The following is a 25,156-nucleotide window of genomic DNA, read 5'->3' as shown; positions in this document are numbered from 1 at the left end:
TCTGTTGTGAATTAAAGAATTGAAAACTAAAAGAATGGGTTATTTGCTTTCTCAAAGCCGATACTGGTAGCCGGTCCATGGCCTGGGTAAACCACACAACTTTCTGGAAGCATAAATAATTTCTCTTCGATATTTTTTAACAGTTGCTGATGATTACCCCCGGGTAAATCTGTTCTGCCAATGCTGCCGTAAAACAACACATCGCCACCAATAATAAAATCATCAGCTTTGCTGTAAAAACACAGATGTGCAGGAGAATGTCCTGGAGCAAAAATGAGTTCTAAAGTGCTATTTCCAAAGGAAATGCTACCGCTTTCGGGTAAAAAAGTATCGGGTAAAGGCGAAACTTCATATCGGGTAAAGCCCATGGCCGGAGCATAGCTTGGTACGGCTTGTAAAACGCTTAATTCACCCTCATGAAACTGTGGTTTTAAACCCCAAGTATCAAATACAAACTTATTTCCAAATACATGATCAATATGGCAATGCGTATTTAATAGAAGCACCGGCGTTAAACCTTCCGCCTTAATAAAGGCACTTAATTGATTTTGTTCCGAACCCTCATACATTCCTGCGTCGATAATTACACACTGTTTGGTTTCGTCAAATAGCAGGTATGTATTCTCACTGTAGGCATTAAAGGCAAAAGATTTTACTGTAATCATGGTAGGTTTTATATTAATTTTTCCACTTAAACGTAGAAATTAAAGTATCGATGTCTTTTTTTATGAATTTAATAACGGGTTCAATGGAGTCGTACTGGGGGCGTTCATTAAAATATAAAGCTCCTCGTAAGTAGTGCTTGGCACTATCGGTTAAGAAAAATTGCACGGATGAAGCTGTATTTCCTTCAATAGCATAGTAAACACCATACAGTTTTTTTTGTGGATAATAGATGATTTTTTGATCAATCGCAGTGGCTTTTACGGTATGCTTAAAGGCCAATTTTCGCGCATCTTCTACCATCTCATCGTATTCTTTTTTATTGTTTACGTCGTAATAGGTGAAGTGTAAAAACCCATTAAATTGTTTAAAGTGCAAGTTGTACCAGTTTTGGTTCGCATCGCGGCTGTTATCTTTTTCAATTTGGGCGTACACCGGATATTGAAAAGAATACGGCACTGGCCGATTAAAAGTAATGTATTCTTTTTTTGGATATTGAATTCTGAAATATGCTTTGGGCTTAGGACTATAATCGTGATTTTGACAGGCTGAAAGAAAGAGTACTCCTGCGAGCGTAAAAAGTACAACCCTATGAAATGTTGCTTTAGCTGTCTTAATATAGTTGAGCATATAAACGGTTAAGAAAATGTAAAAGTAAGGAATTTAACTATTCCAAATAGCCCAGGCTTTTTCTGCTTGTTGGTAAAGCATTTCAAGGCCGTTTTTAACTTTTGCTCCCTGTGCGGCGGCTTTCGTTAAAAATAGGGTTTCCAGCGGGTTGTATACGAGGTCGTACGCAAGGTGATTCGGACCAATTTTGCTGTAGTCAATATTCGGATAAGTGTCTACCTGAGGCGACATGCCCAATGGAGTGGTGTTAATTAATAGTTTGTACGTTGCAAGAATCTCGGGTGTAATCTCTTCGTATAAAAGAGCGCCTTCTTTGGGTTTGCGAACCACAACCAAATACGCGATGTTTAATTTTTCAAGCACATATTTTACAGCTTTGGCTGCACCGCCATCACCAAAAATGAGTGCTTTGGTATGGTTTTCGGTCAGTAAAGGTCGCAAAGAGCTTTCGAAACCATACGCGTCTGTATTGTATCCTTTTAAAACTTGTTTACCATTGATCTTTTTTATCGAAATGCAATTTACAGCGCCAATTTTTTCCGCGGCCTCATCCATTTCATGTAAAAAAGGCAAAACGGCAACCTTATGCGGAATAGTTACATTCAGGCCGCAAAGCGATGCTTGTTCCGCTAATAAAGTTGAAAACTGTTGAATGCCTTCCAGTGGAAAAAGCTCGTACTCGTGGTTTTCAATTCCCTCATTTGAAAATTTTTCTGTAAAATATTTTTTTGAGAAAGAATGCGATAGTGGATAGCCAATTAAGCCGTAGGTTTTCATTTTCGAATGGTTTAAAGGAGCAAAATGCTAAACAATTTGTAGTTGCTTAGCATTTTGATATAAAAACGTTTTGTGTTATCTCTCTAAGTTAAGAAAATGATCAAACGTATCACCACGTAAACCTAATCGAATGGTTTCAAGTGGAATTACTTCCGCAGGAGCGATGTTACCTAAGTTTACGTTGGTGCCTAAAAGTTTAATAAACCAAACTTGTTGTTCCTTTTGAGGGGCTTCCCAAATAATCGCTTCTTCAGGTATTTGTGTTAAAATTTCATCAACCAAACCTTCTCTAACCTCTCCGCTTCCGCGATAAATACCTACATTTCCACCTTCGCGTGCTTCGGCAATTACTTTCCAAGAGCCAGCTTCCATTTCGGCATTCATTAATTTAATCCATTTGTATGGAGCAAATATTTTGGCCGCATCTTTACTTCCAACTTCTGAGATTACAGTAACTTGCTTTGATAATTGATGGATGAATTCACACTTCCTGTCGTGTTCTATTTCTATAGAACCGTCTGATACTTCTGCATATTCCATTCCATATTGATCCAATACACGTTGATAATCTGCAAATTGATTGCGGATTACAAAGGCTTCGAATAAGGTTCCGCCAAAATAGGTTGGGATACCTGCACTTTTATATAAAGCTAATTTTTCTTTAAGATTTGGTGTAACGTGGGATGTAGCCCAGCCTAACTTAACAATATCTGTATGTACTCCAGCAACTTCTAAAAAATCTTCTACTTGACGTAGGCTTAGTCCTTTGTCCATAACCATTGTCAATCCTTTTTGACGTGGTTTTGCTGGACGTTCGGGTACGTTTAATAATGGGTAATTCATATGTGTACAAAAGTGAAAAAAAAATTGAGATTTATATGTCAAATTTTCTTCACATACTTCTTTACCTGATGTAGCGGTTTATAATGTTAAGAATGGTACTATTATCTTGTAGTTGAGGTAAGTATTCAAATAAGATGTAATGCTTTTCAGGATCGGCCATTAATGCCGTTTCCAGATAGCCAAGTGCATCGTTTGAATTTCCCATTGCAAATAAATAGGCAACCATACGGTAATATAATTCCGCAGCATCTGGATTGTTTTTAATTCCTTCGGCCATTACTTCCGAAGCTTCTAATAATTTACCTTGTTCGTATAAAATGGTGCTAAAGTCTAACCAAGCCTCTACATCCAAAGGGTTGTATTCCAACACTTTTTCGTAGGCATCAACCGATTCGTCAAATTGACCTAGTTTATAATATGCATCTGCCATAGCAAACCAAAAATCAGGGTTTTCGGCCTCTAAATCAATGGCTTTTTTATAAAAATGCAAGGATTCAAAATAGCGCTCTTCAGAGTTAAGCGTAACCCCTATCCCAAACCAAGCATCAGCCATTTTTGGGTCCATTTTAACTGATTTTTTATAAAACGAACGCGCTTCATCCATTTTTTCAAGCTTTTCGAAACATTCGCCAATGGCACAATAGGTATCGGCATTGGGCTGTTCGTATTCGAATGTTTGTTTATAAACGTCGATCGCTTCGTCGTATTTATCCAATTGTACGAGCGCATTGCCTTTGTTGAAATAGGCAGAACTAAAATCGTCTTTAATTAGGATAGCATAATCATACGCATCTATTGCTTTCTCAAAAAGGTTAAGCTTGTGAAAACTATTGCCCAAATTATACCAGGCAGCATACGAATACGGGTCGGTGTCTATATATTGTTGGTAAAACTTGATGCTTTCTTCTTGCTTGTCGAGTACATCGTAGCAGAAGGCCAATTCATACAGGCCATCCTGGTTTTCCATGTTTTGCTCTAAGCTTAATTTGATGTAGGTGATAGCATTTTCATAATCAGACATGCTTTGATAAACATAGGCTATCTGCAATAAAATTTCATCTGTATTCTCTGCAAGACCCAGTGCTTTTTCGTAGTTTTCTAAAGCTTCGTTATAGCGTTCTGTGTTTTGAAAGATGTTTCCTCTCAACAGATAAATATCCGGTTCAGAAGGCTCAAGTAGTTCAGCTTTTTGTAAAGCTATAAAAGCTTCCTCGTGGTTGTTGGTTAAAATGAATAAATGCGCTTTTTTAATCAAGAAAACCGTTGCGTACGGATGCTGACTAATGGCATAATCAACCACTTGTAAGGCCTTTACGGGGTCGTTCTTCTCGATGTAAAAATCAACAATGTATTCAAAAGCGTGCGCATCAAAGAAATATTGATCTTTGTTTCGGATCATCTCTTCATAACGTTCTACCGAGCGTTGTGCGTCTTCGTTGGATTCAAAAAAGAATTCTTCTTCCATATCATTTACAATTAAAGAACCGTGCCAATTAGCAGAAAATCACATTATAAGTTTACAATAATTAATTGTGGCTTTTGAAAATAATTATTAACACAAAACCTTATTTTTGAGTTAACTGCTTGAAAATAAACTGTTTTGTATGTGTTTCACACATGTGGATAAATATGAAATTTCTCCTTTGTCGCGGTTCCTTTTCCCTTCTTTTACAAAACTACACTAATTTTATAGGAATAACGTAATGGCAAAGTCATGATGAAAGGGTGTGTTATTGCCTTGTTCCTAAGTGTTTTAGGAGGTATAGACGCTTGTGGGTATATCGAATCGGGCAAAAGGATTACCAAATCCTGATTGAAATTTTTTCTATACTCGTTCCAATTTTCCTTTTTTTCTGCTGTAAGACATTTCACAGCTAGCATATAAAACTCCTCTACTTTTTCTACAACCAGCCTCATCGGTATTTGAATCCATTCTCATTTATTATTTGTCCGTGGTAACCAATGTAATATTACGAACAGCGGATTTTCTACCTATAAAAATGCCCCCATAAAGTGTCTAACTTTTTGGGGGCACTCAAATTTGATGGACCGTGTTTAAAAGAGCTAGAAATACTATTTCGTTGCTAACTCAGCCGCAGCAGTTTTAAAAAGTTCGGCCTGTTTTTCTAAGTCGTTTTTTTGAGTTCCACTAGCAGTTGCAGCTTGTTTAGTTTTAGCTGCTGAAGTATTCGTGTAAGCAGAACTTAATTGTTTTGCCAAATAAGGCGCTAGTTTCAACCGGTCTATTGCAGCATTAATACTTTTGGTCCCTTTTTCTGTAATGGCTGGGTTAGTATTATTTCTGAGATATTGAAAATATTGCCCAACAACAGAGAAGACCTTATTTCGGTCGCCATTGGCCATCATGTTATCAAAAAACGGTTGGTATTCATCTTTCGGATTCGCCACATAGATATTGGCGACAGGAGCTGCAATGTGGTCTTTTGTGTCCTCATCTAAGCTTGCCAAAGCGTTTGCTCCTTCTGCTGGCACTAATTTAGCCAAGCCGGCTATGGAAGCGCCAATTACATTGTATGATGGATTTTTTATGCCTTCGAGCAGGAGCGGTTTATAGGTTTGATCGCCGGTTGCCGCTAATTTTGTAATCGCGGCGGCTCTTGCCTCTGTGTTTTTATCCGTTTTAGCAATTTGCAATAAAATAGGCAAAGCCTCGGTCTTAATTTGTGCATTGTCGAAATTTAATGCCTCAATACTTAATGTACGCAAGTCGGCCGATTGATCTTTTAAACCCGCAAGCAAAAGTTGCTGAGCCGTTGCTTCTTTGCTTTCGGCAGCAAAGTTTAAGGCTTCAATTCTGTTTTTATAGCTTGGTGCGTGGGTGTATTGGAAAACATAATTCTCCAATGTTTTATTGTCTTTAATTTCTCCAACTAAAATTTTCTCCGTGTCGAAATCAACTAAATCAGGCTTGCTGCTTAAATCGAATGTAAAGTTTTGTTCGCGTTTATCGATAACAATGTTTACCCTGTTTTTGGCGTTTCCGGTATGTAAGTCAATTTTAAGTGGAAGTGTAAAGGTTTGTACGCTAGCATCTTGTGTTTGCTTTACGTTTATGCTGAGCTTTCCATTCGCATAGGTGTAATTTACATTTAAAATGGGATGCCCTCCTTGGTAATACCATTGGTTAAAGTATGGATTCCAATCTAAGCCAGAAACATCTTCAAAAGCTAAGCGCAATTGATGTGTTTCGCCGTTTTTAAAGGCATTGCTAGTTAAATAGCGGTTTAAGCCTTTGTAAAATGCGGCATCGCCCATTTGTTGTTTTAACGCATATAAGATAATGGATCCTTTGGCATAGCTAACGTTATCAAACATGTCTTCTTTGTCGTTGTAATGGAAGCGGGCTAAAACCGGACTAATGCCATTTTTTGTTGAGCGGAGGTACGATTGCAATTTTTCATAGCGCGATTTATCCTCGGCATCTTTACCGGCATCGTGGCCATGCCAAATAATTTCACCAAATGTGGCAAAAGATTCGTTTACCGTTAAGTTGCTCCATGATTCAGCGGTAACATAGTCGCCAAACCATTGGTGGAATAATTCATGGGCAATGGTTCCTTCTTCATTTTCGTCGAGTAATTCGCGAGCTGTTTTTTGAACTTGTTCGCCATGTAAAGTAGCGGTGGTATTTTCCATTGCTCCTGACACATAATCGCGGGCAACTACTTGTGCGTACTTATTCCATGGGTAATCAAGGCCTAAGACCGTACTATAAAATTTCATCATTTCTGGTGTTTTACCAAAAATTTGTTTGGCGTAAGGTGCATATTTTGGTTCTAAATAATAGCTTACTTCTTTGCCATTGTAGGTGTCTTTTGTAATTTTAAAATCGCCTATAGCCATCATAAATAAATAGGGCGAATGAGGTAATTCCATTTTCCACGTATCCGTTCTGGTGCCGTCGGTATTGGCTTTTTGGCTAACCAGTTTCCCGTTGGATAAGGTGGTGTATTTCGATTTTACAGTCATCGAAATTTCTTGTGTAGTTTTTTGATCGGGTTTGTCAATTGTTGGGAACCAAGCAGAAGAAGACTCTGTTTCGCCTTGGGTCCAAATTTGTGTTGGCTTATTTTTATCGGTACCATCCGGATTAATAAAATATAAACCTTTAGCATCAGTAATCGCAGCGCTTCCTTTTACTTTTAGTTCATCCGGCTTTGCCGTATAAGCGATATAGATGGTGTATTTTTCGGTATTGCTGTATTTTTTGTTGAGTTTGATGTACAGTTTGTTGTCGTTGTATGTATATTTTAGTGGGGTTTGGCCTTTTGTATTAACCAATGCCACTGTTTTAATATCCATCCCTTGAGCGTCTAAGGTTAAGGAGTCTGTGGCATAGAAGTGCGGTTTTAAGGTTACCCATTCTTTTCCATACAAGTATCGCTTTGCATAATCGAATGATACATCGAGTTTGGTATGCACTAAATCGTTGATTTTTGGAACAGTTGCCCTATAAACGGAAAGATTAGGCGATTCTACTGGTTTTTCTTGTGCTACTCCAATGCTCGTTGTAAAAAGGGCGGCAAGAAGTAAGCCGGAAGTTAAAAAAGGTTTTTTCATGTCTAATTTTTTTGTGCTGCAAATTAAAGGAAAAGGTAAGGCCTCTCCTTTAAATGAATCTCCCAAATGTAGCGAGCTTTATTTACTTTTTAATTTATTTTGTGTAAGTTGTAAGCCTATGAGAACAGAAATGAAAGCTATTTTAGATTCCCTAAGCATTAAACAGATTAATGGGGCATTTAGTACAGGAAGTGTTTGGGGAGGCGTGGATAATGTTTCTGAAATACCCAGTCATTCTCCAGTTGATGGTCAGCTGATTGCTATGGTTAAGTCAGCTTCGGCAAATGATTACACCGTCGTTTTTGATCAAGCACAGGAAGCGGCAAATTATTGGAAAACAGTGCCAGCACCCAAAAGAGGAGAGGTTGTTCGTCAATTTGGCGATGCTTTACGTAAGCAAAAAGAAGTCTTAGGTACACTGGTTTCGTACGAAATGGGTAAGAGTTTGCAAGAAGGTTTGGGCGAGGTGCAGGAGATGATTGATATTTGCGATTTCGCGGTTGGTTTATCGCGGCAGTTGTATGGTTTAACCATGCACAGTGAACGACCCAATCATCGCATGTACGAGCAATGGCATCCTTTAGGGATTGTAGGTGTTATTTCGGCCTTTAACTTTCCGGTAGCTGTTTGGAGCTGGAATGCGGCATTGGCTTGGGTTTGTGGAAATGTTTGCGTTTGGAAGCCTTCTGAAAAAACACCTTTAACAGCAGTTGCTTGTCAACAAATTATAGCTCAGGTTTTGAAAGAAAATAGCATCCCTGAAGGCGTATCTAATTTGATTTTAGGAGATAAGGCTGTCGGTGAAATGTTGGTGAAAGATTCTCGTGTTCCGTTAATTTCAGCAACGGGGAGTACTCGTATGGGCAAAGAAGTAGCATCCGTAGTAGGCGCTCGATTAGGAAAAAGTTTATTAGAGCTAGGCGGCAATAATGCCATTATTATTTCGGAACATGCCGACTTAGATATGAGTTTAATTGGGGCTGTTTTTGGCGCTGTTGGAACTGCCGGACAACGGTGTACGAGTACACGACGCTTGATTATTCATGAAAGCGTGTACGATACTTTTGCGACAAAACTGGTGAAAGCTTATGGCCAATTGCGTATTGGCGATCCATTGGATCAGCATAACCATGTGGGGCCTTTAATTGACCAAGATGCAGTAGCTGCATATTTAGATTCGATTGAAAAATGCAAAGCCGAAGGCGGTAAATTTTTAGTGGATGGAGGGGTTTTACAAGGTGCTGATTTTGCTAGTGGCTGTTATGTGAAACCTTGCATTGCCGAGGTTAAAAACGATTTTAAAATTGTGCAGCATGAAACTTTTGCCCCAATTTTATATCTCATAAAATATAAAACTTTAGATGAGGCTATAGCTTTGCAAAATGCTGTTCCTCAAGGATTATCATCGGCTATTATGACTTTAAATTTGCGCGAATCCGAACAATTTTTATCGGCTTCGGGTTCTGATTGTGGAATTGCAAACGTTAATATTGGCACTTCAGGGGCTGAAATTGGCGGTGCTTTTGGCGGCGAGAAAGAAACTGGTGGAGGACGAGAAAGTGGTTCCGATGCTTGGAAAGCCTACATGCGTCGACAAACGAATACCATTAATTACTCGAACACCTTGCCACTAGCGCAAGGGATAAAATTTGATTTGTAGAACGTGTTTAAAAAACTGAAGGCAGAAGGTGTTTAGATTTTTCAAATATTAAATTGAGATGGTATTTATCTGTAAAAACTTTTCGTCATTTGTAGAAAAATTGATTACTTATGGAAAATATCTCTGGTAAAAATGCCATTATTACAGGCGCGGGCAAAGGAATTGGAAAAGCAATTGCTATTGCTTTAGCAAAAGAAGGCGTAAATGTTGGTTTAATAGCGCGTACCCAAAGCGATTTAGATGAAACGGCAGCCGAAATTGAACAATATAATGTGAAAATAGCTACCGCAACAGCCGATGTGAGTAATATGGATGCCGTGAATGTGGCTGTTGAAAAAATTTCTGGCGAATTGGGCTTTATCAGTATTCTGATTAACAATGCAGGTATTGGTAAGTTTGGAAAACTGCTAGAGATCGATCCGGAATCATGGGAGCAAATTATCAAAGTGAATTTATTCGGGGCTTATTATACAACACGTGCAGTAGCTTCGCAGATGATTGAAAATCAAATGGGTGATATCATTAATATTTCAAGCTCAGCAGCCTATAGCCCCGCCGCAGTTACAGGCGCTTATTCTGCTTCTAAGGCAGGTTTAAATGCTTTTAGCACCTCTTTAATGCAAGAGCTGCGTAAACATAACATTCGTGTAACTTCACTTGCTCCAAGTACAACTGCAACCGATATGGCCATCGATTTAAAATTAACCGATGGAAATCCGGAAAAAGTAATGCAAGCCGAAGATTTAGCCGAATTAATTATTGCTCAGCTTAAATTAAATAGAAGAGTATTTATTAAGGAGGTAGCGGCTTGGTCAACCAATCCGTAAGGTATTTGGGAGGTGATAGGTATAAGGCTGAAGGCTAAATGGTGAAAGACATATGCCGGAAAGCATTGATACTACTTTTAAAAGCTCTGTGATTAATTGAACAAGGATAAAGGAGCATGGAATAAAGATCCGAATCTCACACTGACGGTGCAAATCATAGAAATTTCGTCATTGCAAAGCTGTATTTGTGCAAGCTGCCAGTCCCGAGTCTTCAGGAAAGCAATCTCTTAAGCAAAACAAGGAGTCCTCTGGCTTTAGTCGAGTGTTCAAAGGCTAAAACGGAAAGTATTAATACAACTCCTAAAAACTTTGTGGCTTCTGTGGTTAAACAAGGAAAAGTAAAACCCAAATTCAGCATCAAAAGAGGCTGTCTCAAAAAGGCAGTCTCTTTTTGTTTTAAAAAAAGTTGATAAATTCTTGTTTAATAATTTTGTTTAATCATTTGAATTTCAGATATTTAAGTATAAATATTTAGAAATTTATGTCGTCAAAAACCCCTGTTTTCAAGCCTTATTACCAAGATCAGATGATGGCTTTTCCACCTACATTTGACGAATTAATAACTGCAGGGCACCCAGTTAGGATAGTTAACGATGTGATAAACAAAATCAATATCCAAAGCCTGCTAAATGCCTATCAAATCAAAGGCAGCTCGAGTTATCACCCTCAAATGCTCTTAAAGATTCTAGTTTATGGGTATGTAAGTAACGTTTATAGCAGCAGGAAACTAGAAACTGCTTGTCGGGAGAATATTAACTTTATGTGGCTTAGTGGAATGAGTTATCCAGATCACAATACCATTAATCGTTTTCGCGGGGTTCGTTTAAAAGAACACTTGCGCAAAATATTCGAAGAAGTTGTTTTGTTATTAGCCGAAGAAGGCTTATTGAGTATAGAAGAAGTTTATACCGATGGCACCAAAATAGAGGCAAATGCCAATAAATATACTTTTGTATGGAAAAAGGCTATTCAAACCAATAAAGAAAAGATGAAGTTGGCTTTAGCCGATATTTGGACTTATGCCCAAAGTATAACTAAAGCTGAAGATGAACTTCCTGATCCACCTGATTTTACCGAAATAAATAAAGAGAAAGTACAAGCAACGGTAGATAAGCTTAATGAAGTATTAGCTGATAATCCCGATGCAAATAAAAAGATTAAAAACAAGCTGAAATACATCAGTAAAGAATATCCAAAAAAGATAGCTGAATATGAGGTAAAAGAGGCTATTTTAGGTAATCGCAATAGCTACAGCAAAACCGATGAGGATGCCACATTTATGCGTATGAAAGAGGATCATATGCGTAATGGCCAGTTAAAAGCGGGTTATAATGTACAGATATCAACCTCAAACCAGTTTATTGTAAACTACACCATTCACCCAAACCCAACCGATACCACCACTTTAAAAGCCCACATCGAACAACACGAGACCAGCTTTGGCAAAAGTTTAAAAAGCATTACCGCAGATGCAGGATATGGTAGTGAAGAAAATTACGAACTATTGGAGCAGAAAGGAATTGAAGCTTATGTTAAATACAATATGTTCGACAAAGAGCAAAATGAACGATATACCAGTAAGAAAAGCTTTCAAGCCGACAAGTTATTTTACAACCAGGAACAAGATTGTTATATCTGCCCAATGGGCCAACAGATGCATTACATTGGCGATGCAAAACGAAAAACCAGTACCGGTTTCGAACAAACAAGTAAAAGATATCAAGCAAGAAATTGCAGCAATTGCCCATTAAATGGTGTTTGTCATAAATCGCAAGGAAACCGAATAATAGAAATTAACACTAATCTACTCAGCCATAAACAAACAGCTTATCAATTGCTAAACAGCGAGAAAGGAATTGAGAAGCGAAAGCAACGATGTTATGATGTTGAGCCAGTTTTCGGAAATATTAAACAGAACCAAGGGTTCCGCCGCTTTATGCTCCGTGGAAAAGAAAAAGTGGCAATAGAATGGGGATTATTGGCAATCGCACAAAATATAAGGAAAAAAGCAGCTTAAAAAGACTGTTTTTTCATGCTTTTTGAAAAATTGAACAGCTAAAACTGATTTTAGACCATACCATGTCCAAATGATACCAAATTGGAAATAAAATAAAAAAGAGGCCGTCTCGGTATTTTGGGACAGCCTCTTTTTTTATGCACACTGCAACAATTTAATTGGTTGCGCGTCATATGTTAAAAAAGGTTAAATCGCTTAGCAACTAAACAATTAGTTTTATATTCGGTCTAAGTAACCATCTCTGTAATGAAAAATTTTCTGCTCTTGCTTTGTGCCTCTTGGCTCATTGCTTTTTCTGCGTATGCACAAGATTTACACGTTATTAAAGGACGTGTAATTGATTCTACCGCAACTGCTCTCCTAGCCAATGCCAGTATTTCTGTTTTAAATGCCAAAGATTCTACCCTAGTTAGATTTACACGTGCAACCGAAAATGGACTATTTGAATTGAATGGTATTCACAATGGCAAGTACATTTTGCTAGTCTCGTACCCCAAATATGCCGACTTTGTTGATCATTTTGTGCTTGATACGACAAAGCCAATTTTGGATTATGGCAAAATCAATTTAACAGGCAAAGCTCAACTATTGGCCGATGTAATTATTAAAGGAAACCGAACTGGGATAAAAGTAAAAGGCGATACAACCGAGTTTGATCCAAAGGCCTACAACATTGAACCCAATTCAAAAGTAGAAGATTTAATCAAGCAATTTCCAGGAATACAGATTGATAAAGATGGAAAAATTACTGCGCAAGGCGAAACCGTTACCAAAGTTTTAGTGGATGGCGAAGAATTTTTTGGCGATGACCCAACTTTGGTGACCAAAAATTTGCGTGCCGATATGGTGGAGGCCGTGCAGCTCTACGATAAAAAAAGTGACCAGGCAGCTTTTACTGGAATTGACGACGGAGAAAAAACCAAAACTTTGAATGTTAAATTAAAAGAGGATAAAAAGAACGGTTACTTTGGAAAGCTTGTTGGGGGAATTGGAACCGATAAATTTTACGATGGGCAGGCGATGTTTAATCGCTTTTGGGGCAAGAAAAAATTCTCCGCCTACGGTGTTTTTGGCAATACAGGTCAAATAGGTTTGAATTGGAACGATAGCGATAAATATGGCACCAATAATTTTCAGGTATCGGATGATGGTGGAATTTATTTTACCAGCAGCGGCGATGATTTTGAAGGTTGGGGTGGCCAATATAGTGGAGAGGGTATTCCTGTTTCGCAATCAGGCGGATTGCATTTTGATACGAAATGGAATAAAGACAAAGAATCGCTCAATACGAATTATAAAATTGCATCGGTTCGTTTAACCGGCACACGAAACGATTACAATCAGAATAACTTGGCGGAGGGAATTATCAATACAAACAGCGACCAATCTTTTGATAAAAGTATGCTACGAAATAAGCTCGATTTTACGTATGAAATAAAAATTGATACTACTTTAACCTTAAAAGTTGGAGCTGATGGAACCATTAGAAATACCAATAACTACGATGGGAGACAAACAGAAGGAAGAAGTGGCAATGGCAATTTGCTCAATGATTCGGAAAGAACGTTGAATAATGAGGTGGATGATAAAAGCTTTAATTTAAATGTGTTAGTAAGCAAGCGCCTGAAGAAAAAAGGACGTACGCTATCGATGAGCTTAGTTGAATCTAATTCTGTAAATCAAAGCGATGGATTTTTAGAGTCGACCAGTAATTTTTATAGTAATTCCACAACTCCAGATAGTTCGCAAGTGGTAAATCAGCGAAAGATAAACGACATCACGAACAATGTGTTTCGGTCCAATTTGATTTATACGGAGCCCTTGTCAAAAAACTTCACCGTTGCGATTAACTATGGTGTGAATTTGGTTTCGGGTAAATCAGATCGTAAATCATACAATTTATCGGGTAACGGTAATTACGATGTTTTGGATCCAAAATTTAGCAATAATTACCAATTGGATCAGGTTATAAATCAAGCAGGAGCGATGTTTAATTACAAGAAAGATAAAACTGTGCTCGATTTTGGCTCTAAATTTAGCGGTGTAAATTTCAAACAATACGATGTGTACAACGATGTATATTTTAAACGGAACTTTATTAATTATATGCCGCAGGTATCTTATCGTTATAATTTTAAACAGCGTACATCCTTAAGTGTTCGGTATTACGGTAACACCAATCAGCCAAGCATTGATCAAATACAACCGGTGCGGAACAACTTAGATCAGTTGAATCAGAATGTAGGTAATCCACTTTTAAATCCGTCATTTAGTAGCAGTTTAAATGCAAGTTTCAATTCTTATAAAGTAATTAGCGACCAATACTTTTGGCTAAGTACATCGTATCGCTTTGCGTTAGATCCGATTATTAGCGATGTTACAACGAGCTCAGGCGGACAGAGTATTTCACGATTTGTAAACTTAAACGATAAAACCTCGAAGGGTTTTTCGGTGTACAGTAATTTTGGTAGAAAAGTTAAGGCAATTGATATGAATATTGGATTTAATGCACAAGTAAGCTCAAATGTTAGCTATAATTATGTAACCTATGTGAAAGATTTGGCCGATATGAACAATGCGAATAAGCAGCTAAACCAAACAAAAAATTCAAATTATTCTTTTGGTCTTGAACTTCAAAAATATAAGGAGAATAAATACAATTTCAACATAAATTTTGGGCCAAGCTACAATGTTTCAAAAGCAAGTATTAATAAAAATGGCAATAGCGACGGCTGGGGATGGAGCGGCGGTTTTTGGTCGAGTGTACAATTGCCAGGTAAACTGGAGTTAAGCAGTGATGGAGAATACGAGTATCGAGGTAAAACACCAGTGATTCCTGAAACATTTGAACGTTTTATTTGGAATGCATCCATTGTAAAGAAATTCTTTAAATCAGACAATCTACGTCTTTCATTAAAAGCGAACGATATACTCAACCAAAATGTTGGTTTTAATCGTTCGGCTAGTAACGGAAATATTTATCAAAGCACATACACGACCATTCAACGGTACTTTATGTTTTCGGTTACCTGGGATTTCACGAAAATGGGCGGAGCTGTTCAAACACAAAAATAAAGATCATGAAAAGACAGTTAAACTATATTTTGGTGTTGATGATGGCTTTTATGAGCATCAATACCTTTGCGCAAAATGCACACTTTGTTCAAAACGGAATAATTGAGTTTGAAAAAAAATCGAATTCATATGCTATTATCAAGCGGAATACAAAAGGCGAAGATGCGGGTTATGTTCAAACCATGATTGATAGTTACAAAAAAAATAATCCCCAATTTAAGGTCGAGAAGAGCACACTTTCTTTTACTAGAGAAAAAAGTTTATACAAATGGACAAATACGGATATGGTAAATGTCAATTGGATTGCTCGAGAACCATTGGCTGATTTGAAGAATATTATAGCAACAAATTTTAATACACAAAGTAGCATAACGCAAAAAGATGTTTATGATGATCTGTTTTTGGTAAAAGACAGCGTTCGGAAGATAAACTGGAAAATAACCGACGAAACACGTGAAATTGCGGGATACGATTGCCGCAGAGCAAATGCCATCATCATGGATTCGATTTATGTGGTGGCTTATTATTCGAATCAAATTGCTGTTTCAGGTGAACCAGAATCCTTTACCGGATTACCCGGGATGATTTTGGGTGTAGCCATGCCTCATGAGAACCTTACTTGGTTTGCAACAAAAGTAACTGAAGTGGCAGTGTCTGATAAGGAATTACTACCCCCAACAAAAGGGAAACAAGTAACGCAAAATCAGCTTAAAGATATTTTGCTTGAGGCCATGAAAGATTGGGGTAAATATGGTAAATCTCAATTAAAGGGCTATCTGTTTTAGTAGATAAAATAACGAGCAAACTGCTAATGATAACAGGTTGCTCGTTTCAATTACTTGTTCATATCGCGTAGTCGTTTAATTTCGTCATGCGAACGTCTTAGTTCAGCTTTTTGTTCCGAAATGAGGGTTCTGATATTCGCAGGTAATTCTTCTTCAGCTAATGCAGATTTATATGCTTTTTGTGCGGCATCTTCGCCAAATTCGCAATTGTTTAAAGCTGTTTGACGATCAGGACCTGTGAACATGGTTTTAACATCCATCCAAGTACGGTATATTTTACCAGAATTGGTGGTCCCCGTTTCTAGTTCTTCTCCTAGGGCCGATACTTCGGTGGCCAAAGCCATTTTAAATTTCTGACTTTCGGTAATCATGTTTAAAAAAAGTGATTTTAAATCGGCATCTACTTCATTTAATTCTGTACGTGCTTTTTCGTAGCCTTCTATTCTGTCGTTGTTAATAAGTATTAGATCGTTTAATACTTCTGCGGTTAATGTGGTAGTTTTCATTTTTCTTAGATATTGATGTATTAAAGGAACATGATTGAAGTTAAAAGGTTTGTCATTTTTTTTTAAATCAGGGCTACCTAAGAAAAATATAGCAAAAGAATAGATCCAGAATTGAACTTTTTTACGTTGCTGCTTGAAGCACTCATTCGCTTTAGTTCTTGATCGAAAGATTTTACTTAATTGAATTACATACAAGAAAATTTGCACGCTGTAGACGAAAACAAATCAATACCCTTTCGGGAAACGAATAATGCCGTTTTTTATTGGAAAATAGCCCAGGTGAACTTCATCTGGGACCAACTCTTCTGATTCAGAAATTTTGAGTTGATATAAGGATTTTAATTCAGGACTTAAAGCTTCTTCAATTTCGAACACATCATCCACATCTACTCCGTATTTATCGTCGATATGTGCGCTTGCTCCCTCCCAGTTATGCGTATAAAAAGCAGTTTCTTTGGCCGCTTTAATAGCGGCGGCTTTATTGGTCTCGGCAAACAGTAATTTGTAATGCGCTTCATCAAAAAGACCTTTTCTGTAACCGCCTAAATTAAGGAAGAATAGGTGCTGATTACGTATGTTTTCTTGCTCTTTAGAAATCACTTCAACTCTGCACTTTCCAACCGTTTTTACTTCGCGCCAAGCATCAATGTGGATATTCCCCTTTGCTTCAGGCCAAAATTCGAAAATAGAAGGAACTAAATCTTGCAAATCAGTAGCAATGCCAAAAAAAATATCGTGTTGTTCGGTATGGCGCCCTGAAGGTTTACATCCCAACAGGAGCATAAATAGGGTTAAATTCTCCATTTTAGCACAGATAAATTAAGCGATTTTTATTTTTGCTTAAATTAAAATAAATCCAGCTATTTTTTGGGTAAAAAACTGTAAATCATTTATATTCGTTTAAATAATCTTTATTCTATGAAAAAAATATTAATACTTTCAGCACTTATTTTTGGGCTGAATTACGCATCTCATGCACAAATTTCACTTGGGAAGGCTACGTCAATAGCAAAATCAGCAGGTTTTGATGTGAACAGTTTAACATCGAGCATTATGAAGAAGTTAACACCATCATTGGGTTTAACCTCTGCTCAAAGTCCGTCAGTAACGTCAACTGTTACAGATTTTTTAACCAAGAAATCGAGTATTTTACCATTACAACAATCAGATCCAGCAGCCTACAAAAGCAAGTTTGGAACCTTGTTTTCGGGCTTAAAATCAAAACTGGGAACAGCGTTATTGGCTGGTCAAATGACGAAATTTATGGGCTTAAAGCCCGCTACGAATGACCCAACGAACGTCTTATCACAGCTTTTTTACTAAGCTGATTTAACATAAAAAAGGGGATAAAATCACATTTTTATCCCCTTTTTTATCCTTACTTTCTTTTGTCTATCGCGTATTGAATGCCTCCAGCCAAATGCCTTAGAAATAATTTATCGCTCCAACACTCTTTTGTGTGTCCAAAACAGGTGTAAAATGAGCGGCCGCCATCAAAATTATGGTACCATGCAAAGGGATGAAAGCTCCCATTTGTTCCTCCCTTGTACGAGCTTTCATCAACTGTAATTAAGGTTTTATTAGCAGGATTGATATCTTTAAAATTGTATAATTCATCTTTATGCATCCAAACACTATCGGTAAAGAAACTCGTTGAAGGATGGTTTCTATCTTTTACGATGAATTTTGCAGTTTGAACAGCTGGGTGGTTGGTAAAATAAGCGCCTACCAGTTTGCCAAACCAAGGCCAGTCGAATTCGGTGTCAGTAGCGGCGTGTATACCCACAAATCCTCCCCCTGCTTGAATGTATTTTTCAAAGGCTTTTTGTTGTGCATCGTTTAGTACATCGCCGGTGGTACTTAAAAAAATTACTGCACGGTACTGTTTTAAATTTTTTTCGGTAAATGCATTAGCATTTTCTGTTGTGTCGATGCTGAAATTTTGCAGACTGGCTAATTTTAGCAAGGCTAGTTTCCCAGTTTCGATACTGGCATGGCGAAAACCGACAGTTTTTGAAAAGACGAGTACCTTAACTTGTTTTTTAGGAATGGCTACAGCTTTTAACGCGAAAACCACTACAAGGGATGCACATAGAAGCAGAATCTTTCTATTCATTTTATAAGGATATTTGGTTTGTAAATTTAAGAAAGCTCTTTAATAATTTGCTTACATCTTTCTTCTATTTGCAAGCAAACGGGTGTAAATAATGTATTATCCCAATACGGATCTGTTACCTCGTCATCAACTAAAAATAATTTTACTTTGTTATATTCGTCGGTAGTTTTAGCGAATTGTTGTACGTCATGCAGGTTATTACGATCCATTACAAGAATTAAATCGTATTGCTTAAACATATCCTTGGTAAATTGTTGTGCGCGCTGCCGGCTAATGTCATAGCCTAAAGCTTTTGCTGCAGCAACACTCCTATGATCGGGCGCTTTTCCGATGTGCCAATTTCCAGTTCCTGCTGAGGCGATATCCCAATTTAATCCTTCTTTTTTGGTGAGTTCTCGCATAATCCCTTCTGCTAAAGGCGAGCGGCAGATATTGCCTAAACAAACCATTAATATTTTCGATTGAGCATTACTTTTCGTCATGAAGCAAATGTATAAAATTGCACGACGGAAAAAGATATGTTATTTAATGCTTTTAGGGATGAATGTATAGGTGATGGTATAGTTTACGCCGTTTTCGGTGAAGGTATACAATTGAACAATGGTGTTTCCTTTGAGTGTTGCCTTTTGATCGAGATTGGCTCCGTAGCCCATATTTAGGGTAATTTCGTTGCCGTTTCTCGTATAAGTGGCTTTGTCAAATGAAATCATGTCGCATAGAGGGCCTGTGGATGTAAATGCAAAAGAACCATTGCTTTTGAACACCAGGGTATAATTATTATTTAAACATGCATTAGGTCCATATGCCGTTTTGATGTCGGTAACGGATTTACCATCGATTACTTTAGCAGGACTAATGGTTGCCGTAGCTAAGGGCCAAGTATAATCGTACAGGTTTTCGATGGTTGTAGATGATTCTTTTTTGCAACCAAATGTTAAAAGAATTAGAAAGAGGATGATTAGATTTTTCATGATTTTTTTCTAACTAAAACGGGGATGAAGGGTGTTGCGCTACAGGCAACAAAAAAAATCCTTTAACACGTGCTAAAGGATTTTTGATGGAATTTAAGCTTTGGCGTAAATATCGTTTAATATTTTGGCCAATCGAATGCCTCCTTTTAAAAGTTGCTGGTTTACGGTTTCTACCCAGTCAAAGTTATAGCGGTAGCTTAATTTAGAATCGGGTTTCGTATCGGCGTAAATTTTATTGCAAATTAAATACGATTCGTAAATGGCACTTTTTAAATCGGTTTTTTGCCAATTCGTTAATTGAATAGGCGACGGATGATTGATTGCTTTGGTATATTCTGTGTAGCTTAATTGTTGGTATTCAATTAATTGTTCGTCCCAAACGCGATGCAGGTTCGATTTTTCGTTAAACCACAGTACCGAAACGCGGTTTCCGCCTAAATCTTCTTTACGTGCTACGTGCATGGGTTGATGTAAATCGCCAATCATGTGTACTAACATACGTAGGGCTAATTTTTTTTGCGAAGCCGTGCTTGAAGTTTTCTTAAGGATGGCCGATAAATCAAGTATCTTGTTGTACAAGTTAGGCGCCTTTTCTGTAGATAAGTATGCTGTGATTCCATCTTTGCTTAATCCTTCTGGTAAATTTACAAAATGCCAGTTATACATGTAATTGTAGGCTGTATCGGATTTAATAAAATCGCCCCAATTGGCCGACATGGCTAAACTTTCGCTTCCTAAAATGGAAACAATAGCTTTACGTGTACTGGTTTTTAAATAACTATCGGCAATTTCGCCTACAATACGATGACCAAGCATTCCCCATGCATTTGCCTTAAGGGGTACATACGCTAAAAAGATTAGCGCTAGCATGCAGATAAATTTCTGTGTATGTTTCATGGATTATAACTCTTTAGGAGTACAAATAACTTTTTTTTTCAAAGTTAAGTCGATTTCTCGTTGATCGCTTAAATTTTTCAGTAACAATCTATTTGCAGCTGTTTTTTTGAGCACAAAATTTTGCGTGTATTGCCCAATGTGGTAGCAGCCTGAAATTTTCTGTTTGTAGTTGGCTTTGGTGTAGGTGCCACCTAAAAAAAGAGTGTCGCCTTTTACAGCATAAACGCCTTTTACATATTCTTTCCAGATGCCCTTGTTGTAGCAAGAATCTTCGTAATAGTTTACTTTGCTATGGGTTTCTAAATCGAGATAAAATGAATCACAGCTGAATTTAAAACGGTATTGTGTGTAATTGCTTAATTGTTTGCTGTAGGGTACCGAATCTTGATTCCATAATCCTTGCATGCGTATATCGCCTTCGCCTTGTATGTTGGCACGCGGTGCGCATGCCGAAAGCGAGAGCATGTATATGCCTGCTATGAAAGCTGAAAATTTAAGAACAAAAGCCTGGGCGAATGGATGTTTGTTGCGAAAGACCATGAAGTTGTTCTTTTAATTTTGATTTTTGTGTATATAAGGTGATTAGCCTTTGTTGGCTAAACCCGATTGACGCGTAAATACTTTTACAAGCCTTATAGGTTTAATGGCCTCAGTGAAAGCAACCTATAAGGTTTAAGTAAAAGATTGAAGCAAAAAGCGGGACTGTGTTTACCGAAGCACCACAGCCCCTGCTTTTCTAATTATTTTAAGCTGCCAACCATATCTTCTGGGCGTACCCATTCGTCGAATTGTTCGCTGGTTAACAAGCCCAATTCTACTGCTGCTGCTTTTAATGTTTTATTTTCTTTGTGCGCTTTTTTGGCAATTTTAGCTGCATTTTCGTATCCTACATGCGGATTTAAAGCTGTTACCAACATTAATGAGTTTTGTAAATGTTTTTCAATTTCTGGTAAATTAGCCGTAATTCCTTCAGCGCATTTGTCGTTGAATGAAACGCATGCGTCGCCAATTAAACGTGCCGATTGCAATACGTTTGCAGCAATGAGCGGTTTAAATACGTTCAACTCAAAGTGACCGGTAGCGCCACCAATTGAAACGGCTACATCGTTACCCATTACTTGTGCGCACACCATGGTTAATGCTTCAGGTTGTGTAGGGTTTACTTTGCCTGGCATGATTGATGATCCTGGTTCGTTATCAGGAATTACAATTTCGCCAATACCGCAACGTGGGCCCGAACTTAACATACGGATGTCGTTTGCAACTTTCATTAAGGCCACAGCTGTACGTTTTAAAGCACCCGAAAGTTCAACCATTGCATCGTGTGCAGCCAACGCTTCAAATTTATTTGGCGCTGTTACGAAAGGTAAACCGGTTAATTCAGCAATTTTCTTTGCTACTAATACATCGTATCCTTTAGGTGTATTTAACCCAGTTCCTACTGCAGTACCGCCTAAAGCCAATTCGGCAACCATTACCAAGGCGTTTTTAATAGCACGGATACTGTTGTCGATTTGTTGTACATAGCCTGAAAACTCCTGACCCAAGGTTAATGGTGTTGCATCCATAAAGTGGGTACGGCCGGTTTTGGTAATGTTCGCAAATTCTGCTACTTTCTTGGCCAAGGTATTGCGTAGTTTCTCTAAACCTGGAATGGTGTTTTCTACTGTTAATTTATATGCAGCAATGTGCATGGCGGTTGGATAGGTGTCGTTTGATGATTGTGATTTATTTACATCATCGTTCGGGTGAAGCACTTTTTTATCGTCGGCTAATGAACCACCGTTTAGTACGTGGGCGCGGTTAGCAATTACTTCGTTTCCGTTCATGTTACTTTGGGTACCAGAACCTGTTTGCCAAATTACCAATGGAAACTGGTCGTCTAAATCACCTGCAATAATTTCTTCGCAAGCTTTCGCAATTAGCGTTGCTTTTTCGGCCGAAAGTACCCCTAACTCCGTGTTTGCTAAGGCAGCCGCTTTTTTTAAATAACCAAATGCATGGATAATTTCTTTAGGCATTGAACCTTCAGGACCAATTTTGAAATTGTTGCGTGAACGTTCGGTTTGTGCTCCCCAGTATTTATCGGCAGGCACTTGCACCTCGCCCATCGTATCGTGTTCTATTCTGAAACTCATTCTATTTTTGATTTTGTTGCGACAAATTTAAGTTTTTTGCCTATAAAGCAAGGTATTATATTGGATATTTACTTTGGGTTTAATTATGGTGGTTTTTTGGCAAGTTATTTTTGCGGATTAGGATAGAAAAGTGATGTTTTAGCTAGACAACTACAGAGAAAGTTTTAAGTGGTGCCTTCTTGTGTTTATTCAAAGCTTTGTGATAAATAGATTGTGCTGTGAATTATAATTGAGGTTTAAACTCATCATCAAATAAAAGTTAAGTGTAACAAAATTCTTATTCAAAAGGCTCAAATTCTCGGTGGCCCTTCTGAGTAAGCAAACCAAGGCTACTTTTGTTAGGTATTTAATCTTATTGATATGAAGCAGATAGCCGTTTTAATTGTTTTTACTTTTTGTTTTGGTTTGCGTGTTGCAAAAGCCGAATTTTTAAATCTTGGAGTGTCGGAAATCATCGTTTTACTAACTGTCGGCTTTTTGGTAATTGCCGCAGGGATTACTGTAATTTACTTATGTTTGCGATACTTAAAAAATAAATAACACGCTTAATCATGAAAGGTAAATCATCTTCGTCACAGCATTTAGCTTGGCCTATAGCGCTTCTATAGCGAAAGCGGAATTTCTTAATCTTGGGGGAGCAGAAATAATATTGATAATTGTATCTTTTTTATTCTCCTTTGCTCCATTAGCAGGGATTGTCTTGTTAGCTTATTTCTTATTGAGGCGATTCAAAGGGAATGCGATTACCCCTTCTCAAAATAATGTGTCTGTAAATTTTTCTCCACCCATACAAACTTCTAGTTTTTCAACAGAAACGCAAAAAGAAGACCCTTTTATAAAAAACACCAAGTTTACACTGGCTTTGCCGCAGCAGAATGAAATACGGTATGTGACTCAAGATGAGATAATTCGTTGTGAATCGGATAATAACTATACCAATTTTATTTTTGTTAATGGCGATAAATTATTGATTTCAAAGCCATTGAAAGAGTACGCTGATTTATTGCGACCCCAAGGCTTTCTCCGTAGTCATCAAAGTCACTTGGTAAACCCGACTTTTGTTAAAAGCTGGTTGAAAGAAGATGGTGGTGTTTTGCTGATGAGGAACGGGGATAAAATTCCCGTATCGAAACCGAATAGAGAAATTGTTAAGGAGGCTTTAGAGAACGTTAGTTTTTTGTGATTTACCAAACAACATTAAAACTCCTGTTTAGCGGTGGCTAACTAAAAAGCATTTTCGTACTTTTGCGGCTATGTCAGTCATTAAACCCTCATTAGCAAAAGGAACACGCGATTTTTCGCCAATAGAAATGGTAAAGCGTAATTTTATATACGATACCATTAAAACTGTTTTTAGAAAATACGGTTATGCCGAAATTCAAACACCAAGTTTTGAAAACTTGAATACGCTTACGGGTAAATATGGCGATGAAGGCGATAAACTGATCTTTAAAATTTTAAATAGCGGAGAATTTTTAAACGATCCAAAGAAAAAATCATTCGATTTTTCGCAAGAAAATAATAGCAATAAATTAATTCCGCTAATTTCTGAGAAAGCTCTTCGCTACGATTTAACGGTGCCTTTTGCCCGTTACGTGGTAATGCACCAAAACGAAATTACTTTGCCCTTTAAGCGCTTTCAAGTACAGCCCGTTTGGCGTGCAGATAGACCGCAAAAAGGAAGGTATCGTGAGTTTTATCAATGTGATGTGGATGTTGTTGGATCGGAAAGTTTATTGAATGAAGCAGAATTTATTTTGATTTATAACGAAGCTTTAACCAATTTAGGCTTGTCTGATTATACCATCAAGATCAATAATAGAAAAATTCTATCGGGGATAGCTGAAATTATAGGTAAACCTGATTTAATAATTGATATGACGGTCGCTATCGATAAGCTTGATAAGATTGGTTTAGATGGGGTCACAAAAGAGCTTTTAGAGCGTGGATTTACAGAGGCTGATTTAGAGAAATTGCGCCCCGTAATTTTACTAGAAGGAATGAATGAGGAGAAGCTTTCAAGTTTAAAACAAGTTTTGGCAAGTTCTGAAACAGGCTTAAAAGGTATCGCCGAAATTGAACAGGTTTTTGATTACGTGAAAGCATTAAATCCAGATATTTTTTTAAGCAATTCTTTATTGGAATTAGACATTACCTTAGCCAGAGGTTTAAACTATTACACCGGTTGTATTTTTGAAGTTAAAACGAACGAGGTTGCCATGGGCAGTATTGGAGGTGGCGGTCGTTACGATGATTTAACAGGTATGTTTGGATTAAAAGGTTTAACTGGTGTAGGTGTTTCTTTTGGTGCCGATAGAATTTACGATGTGTTGGAAGAATTAAATTTGTTTCCTGCATCTGCCGAGGTTGGTACAAAAGTATTGATCAGTAATTTTGATACAGAAGCCGAAAGATATGCTTTGCCAATTTTACAGAAATTACGAGATGCTGGTATCTCGGCCGAATTGTATCCCGCTTCAGCAAAATTGAAGAAACAAATGGCCTATGCCGATGCGAAAAATATTCCATTCGTGGTGTTAATCGGAGGCGATGAAATGGCTTCGGGAGAATTGACATTGAAAAATATGCAGCAAGGAGAACAACAAAAAGTTACCCTTGAAGGTTTGTTAAACGCATTAAAGTAAAAATAGATTTTTTTAAAAGCGTTAA

The 25,156-nt window shown here is 37.6% G+C and carries 22 protein-coding genes; 8 read left to right on the top strand and 14 right to left on the bottom strand.

The window, feature by feature from the left end; translation table 11 throughout:
• Positions 1-26 precede the first annotated feature (26 nt).
• From ACJVDK_RS12790 to ACJVDK_RS12765, 6 genes are all read right to left on the bottom strand, one after another.
• Positions 27-665, bottom strand: coding sequence for an MBL fold metallo-hydrolase (locus ACJVDK_RS12790; RefSeq protein ID WP_443937054.1), 639 nt, complete (start codon positions 663-665; stop codon positions 27-29).
• A 13-nt stretch (positions 666-678) separates the two neighbouring features.
• Positions 679-1,293 carry a gliding motility lipoprotein GldD gene (gldD, locus tag ACJVDK_RS12785; RefSeq protein ID WP_443937053.1) on the bottom strand — a complete coding sequence of 205 codons (615 nt, stop codon included), beginning with the start codon at positions 1,291-1,293 and terminating at the stop codon, positions 679-681.
• A 33-nt stretch (positions 1,294-1,326) separates the two neighbouring features.
• A complete protein-coding gene (locus ACJVDK_RS12780) occupies positions 1,327-2,070 on the bottom strand; it encodes a shikimate dehydrogenase family protein (RefSeq protein WP_443937052.1) in 744 nt (247 codons plus the stop codon).
• A 75-nt stretch (positions 2,071-2,145) separates the two neighbouring features.
• Positions 2,146-2,913, bottom strand: a complete 768-nt coding sequence (locus ACJVDK_RS12775; protein ID WP_443937051.1) for a phosphosulfolactate synthase — start codon at positions 2,911-2,913, stop codon at positions 2,146-2,148.
• A 61-nt stretch (positions 2,914-2,974) separates the two neighbouring features.
• Positions 2,975-4,378: a tetratricopeptide repeat protein gene (locus ACJVDK_RS12770; protein WP_443937050.1), complete on the bottom strand. Its 1,404-nt coding sequence runs from the start codon at positions 4,376-4,378 to the stop codon at positions 2,975-2,977.
• A 608-nt stretch (positions 4,379-4,986) separates the two neighbouring features.
• Positions 4,987-7,494: a M1 family aminopeptidase gene (locus ACJVDK_RS12765; RefSeq protein WP_443937049.1), complete on the bottom strand. Its 2,508-nt coding sequence runs from the start codon at positions 7,492-7,494 to the stop codon at positions 4,987-4,989.
• Positions 7,495-7,624: 130 nt separating this feature from the next.
• On the opposite strand from ACJVDK_RS12765, the gene amaB reads away from it, so the two are divergent.
• The 5 genes from amaB to ACJVDK_RS12740 all read left to right on the top strand — a co-directional run bounded on the left by amaB (position 7,625) and on the right by ACJVDK_RS12740 (position 15,858).
• Positions 7,625-9,154, top strand: coding sequence for an L-piperidine-6-carboxylate dehydrogenase (gene amaB / locus ACJVDK_RS12760; RefSeq protein WP_443940052.1), 1,530 nt, complete (start codon positions 7,625-7,627; stop codon positions 9,152-9,154).
• Positions 9,155-9,264: 110 nt separating this feature from the next.
• A complete protein-coding gene (locus tag ACJVDK_RS12755; protein WP_443937048.1) occupies positions 9,265-9,981 on the top strand; it encodes a 3-ketoacyl-ACP reductase in 717 nt (238 codons plus the stop codon).
• A gap of 481 nt (positions 9,982-10,462) precedes the next feature.
• Complete coding sequence (locus tag ACJVDK_RS12750; RefSeq protein ID WP_443936436.1) at positions 10,463-11,998, top strand: IS1182 family transposase; 1,536 nt, start codon at positions 10,463-10,465, stop codon at positions 11,996-11,998.
• Positions 11,999-12,244: 246 nt separating this feature from the next.
• The gene (locus ACJVDK_RS12745) at positions 12,245-15,073 is read left to right on the top strand and encodes an outer membrane beta-barrel family protein (RefSeq protein WP_443937047.1); all 2,829 of its coding nucleotides are present in this window, start codon (positions 12,245-12,247) and stop codon (positions 15,071-15,073) included.
• Between the two features lie 5 nt (positions 15,074-15,078).
• On the top strand, positions 15,079-15,858 hold the full coding sequence (locus tag ACJVDK_RS12740) for a GLPGLI family protein (protein ID WP_443937046.1): 780 nt from the start codon (positions 15,079-15,081) through the stop codon (positions 15,856-15,858).
• A gap of 50 nt (positions 15,859-15,908) precedes the next feature.
• On the opposite strand, the gene ACJVDK_RS12735 is transcribed toward ACJVDK_RS12740, so the two are convergent.
• On the bottom strand, positions 15,909-16,364 hold the full coding sequence (locus tag ACJVDK_RS12735; RefSeq protein WP_443937045.1) for a ferritin-like domain-containing protein: 456 nt from the start codon (positions 16,362-16,364) through the stop codon (positions 15,909-15,911).
• A gap of 225 nt (positions 16,365-16,589) precedes the next feature.
• Positions 16,590-17,168 carry a DUF1543 domain-containing protein gene (locus tag ACJVDK_RS12730; protein WP_443937044.1) on the bottom strand — a complete coding sequence of 193 codons (579 nt, stop codon included), beginning with the start codon at positions 17,166-17,168 and terminating at the stop codon, positions 16,590-16,592.
• Positions 17,169-17,282: 114 nt separating this feature from the next.
• On the opposite strand from ACJVDK_RS12730, the gene ACJVDK_RS12725 reads away from it, so the two are divergent.
• Positions 17,283-17,687, top strand: a complete 405-nt coding sequence (locus ACJVDK_RS12725; protein WP_443937043.1) for a hypothetical protein — start codon at positions 17,283-17,285, stop codon at positions 17,685-17,687.
• A gap of 55 nt (positions 17,688-17,742) precedes the next feature.
• Here ACJVDK_RS12725 and ACJVDK_RS12720 read toward each other — a convergent pair whose 3' ends face one another.
• From ACJVDK_RS12720 to fumC, 6 genes are all read right to left on the bottom strand, one after another.
• On the bottom strand, positions 17,743-18,480 hold the full coding sequence (locus ACJVDK_RS12720) for a ThuA domain-containing protein (protein WP_443937042.1): 738 nt from the start codon (positions 18,478-18,480) through the stop codon (positions 17,743-17,745).
• A gap of 26 nt (positions 18,481-18,506) precedes the next feature.
• A complete protein-coding gene (locus tag ACJVDK_RS12715) occupies positions 18,507-18,962 on the bottom strand; it encodes a low molecular weight protein-tyrosine-phosphatase (protein ID WP_443937041.1) in 456 nt (151 codons plus the stop codon).
• Positions 18,963-19,001: 39 nt separating this feature from the next.
• Positions 19,002-19,451, bottom strand: coding sequence for a hypothetical protein (locus tag ACJVDK_RS12710; RefSeq protein WP_443937040.1), 450 nt, complete (start codon positions 19,449-19,451; stop codon positions 19,002-19,004).
• A 93-nt stretch (positions 19,452-19,544) separates the two neighbouring features.
• A complete protein-coding gene (locus ACJVDK_RS12705; protein WP_443937039.1) occupies positions 19,545-20,348 on the bottom strand; it encodes a S1/P1 nuclease in 804 nt (267 codons plus the stop codon).
• A gap of 3 nt (positions 20,349-20,351) precedes the next feature.
• Complete coding sequence (locus ACJVDK_RS12700; RefSeq protein WP_443937038.1) at positions 20,352-20,813, bottom strand: fumarate hydratase; 462 nt, start codon at positions 20,811-20,813, stop codon at positions 20,352-20,354.
• A gap of 275 nt (positions 20,814-21,088) precedes the next feature.
• A complete protein-coding gene (gene fumC, locus ACJVDK_RS12695; RefSeq protein WP_443937037.1) occupies positions 21,089-22,486 on the bottom strand; it encodes a class II fumarate hydratase in 1,398 nt (465 codons plus the stop codon).
• 649 nt (positions 22,487-23,135) lie between these two features.
• Between fumC and ACJVDK_RS12690 the strand changes: the two genes are divergently transcribed.
• Positions 23,136-23,669: a LytR/AlgR family response regulator transcription factor gene (locus tag ACJVDK_RS12690; RefSeq protein WP_443937036.1), complete on the top strand. Its 534-nt coding sequence runs from the start codon at positions 23,136-23,138 to the stop codon at positions 23,667-23,669.
• A 70-nt stretch (positions 23,670-23,739) separates the two neighbouring features.
• On the top strand, positions 23,740-25,131 hold the full coding sequence (hisS, locus tag ACJVDK_RS12685; RefSeq protein ID WP_443937035.1) for a histidine--tRNA ligase: 1,392 nt from the start codon (positions 23,740-23,742) through the stop codon (positions 25,129-25,131).
• The last annotated feature ends 25 nt before the right edge of the window (positions 25,132-25,156 follow it).

This window comes from Pedobacter paludisoli, from assembly GCF_052344095.1.
Classification (GTDB): Bacteria; Bacteroidota; Bacteroidia; order Sphingobacteriales; family Sphingobacteriaceae; genus Pedobacter.
Note: the sequence above shows the minus strand (reverse complement) of the source record. Positions and strands in the feature narration are given on the sequence as shown.

What these genes read in the sequence shown, in the direction of transcription:
- amaB (WP_443940052.1), top strand. Translation starts at nt 7,625, where the DNA reads ATGAAAGCTATTTTAGATTCCCTAAGCATTAAACAGATTAATGGGGCA.
- ACJVDK_RS12740 (WP_443937046.1), top strand. Translation starts at nt 15,079, where the DNA reads ATGAAAAGACAGTTAAACTATATTTTGGTGTTGATGATGGCTTTTATG.
- ACJVDK_RS12705 (WP_443937039.1), bottom strand. Translation starts at nt 20,348, where the DNA reads ATGAAACATACACAGAAATTTATCTGCATGCTAGCGCTAATCTTTTTA.
- ACJVDK_RS12745 (WP_443937047.1), top strand. Translation starts at nt 12,245, where the DNA reads ATGAAAAATTTTCTGCTCTTGCTTTGTGCCTCTTGGCTCATTGCTTTT.
- ACJVDK_RS12780 (WP_443937052.1), bottom strand. Translation starts at nt 2,070, where the DNA reads ATGAAAACCTACGGCTTAATTGGCTATCCACTATCGCATTCTTTCTCA.
- ACJVDK_RS12700 (WP_443937038.1), bottom strand. Translation starts at nt 20,813, where the DNA reads ATGCTCTCGCTTTCGGCATGCGCACCGCGTGCCAACATACAAGGCGAA.
- ACJVDK_RS12790 (WP_443937054.1), bottom strand. Translation starts at nt 665, where the DNA reads ATGATTACAGTAAAATCTTTTGCCTTTAATGCCTACAGTGAGAATACA.
- ACJVDK_RS12765 (WP_443937049.1), bottom strand. Translation starts at nt 7,494, where the DNA reads ATGAAAAAACCTTTTTTAACTTCCGGCTTACTTCTTGCCGCCCTTTTT.
- ACJVDK_RS12720 (WP_443937042.1), bottom strand. Translation starts at nt 18,480, where the DNA reads ATGAATAGAAAGATTCTGCTTCTATGTGCATCCCTTGTAGTGGTTTTC.
- ACJVDK_RS12715 (WP_443937041.1), bottom strand. Translation starts at nt 18,962, where the DNA reads ATGACGAAAAGTAATGCTCAATCGAAAATATTAATGGTTTGTTTAGGC.
- ACJVDK_RS12750 (WP_443936436.1), top strand. Translation starts at nt 10,463, where the DNA reads ATGTCGTCAAAAACCCCTGTTTTCAAGCCTTATTACCAAGATCAGATG.
- fumC (WP_443937037.1), bottom strand. Translation starts at nt 22,486, where the DNA reads ATGAGTTTCAGAATAGAACACGATACGATGGGCGAGGTGCAAGTGCCT.
- gldD (WP_443937053.1), bottom strand. Translation starts at nt 1,293, where the DNA reads ATGCTCAACTATATTAAGACAGCTAAAGCAACATTTCATAGGGTTGTA.
- ACJVDK_RS12770 (WP_443937050.1), bottom strand. Translation starts at nt 4,378, where the DNA reads ATGGAAGAAGAATTCTTTTTTGAATCCAACGAAGACGCACAACGCTCG.
- hisS (WP_443937035.1), top strand. Translation starts at nt 23,740, where the DNA reads ATGTCAGTCATTAAACCCTCATTAGCAAAAGGAACACGCGATTTTTCG.
- ACJVDK_RS12735 (WP_443937045.1), bottom strand. Translation starts at nt 16,364, where the DNA reads ATGAAAACTACCACATTAACCGCAGAAGTATTAAACGATCTAATACTT.
- ACJVDK_RS12710 (WP_443937040.1), bottom strand. Translation starts at nt 19,451, where the DNA reads ATGAAAAATCTAATCATCCTCTTTCTAATTCTTTTAACATTTGGTTGC.
- ACJVDK_RS12775 (WP_443937051.1), bottom strand. Translation starts at nt 2,913, where the DNA reads ATGAATTACCCATTATTAAACGTACCCGAACGTCCAGCAAAACCACGT.
- ACJVDK_RS12755 (WP_443937048.1), top strand. Translation starts at nt 9,265, where the DNA reads ATGGAAAATATCTCTGGTAAAAATGCCATTATTACAGGCGCGGGCAAA.
- ACJVDK_RS12725 (WP_443937043.1), top strand. Translation starts at nt 17,283, where the DNA reads ATGAAAAAAATATTAATACTTTCAGCACTTATTTTTGGGCTGAATTAC.
- ACJVDK_RS12730 (WP_443937044.1), bottom strand. Translation starts at nt 17,168, where the DNA reads ATGGAGAATTTAACCCTATTTATGCTCCTGTTGGGATGTAAACCTTCA.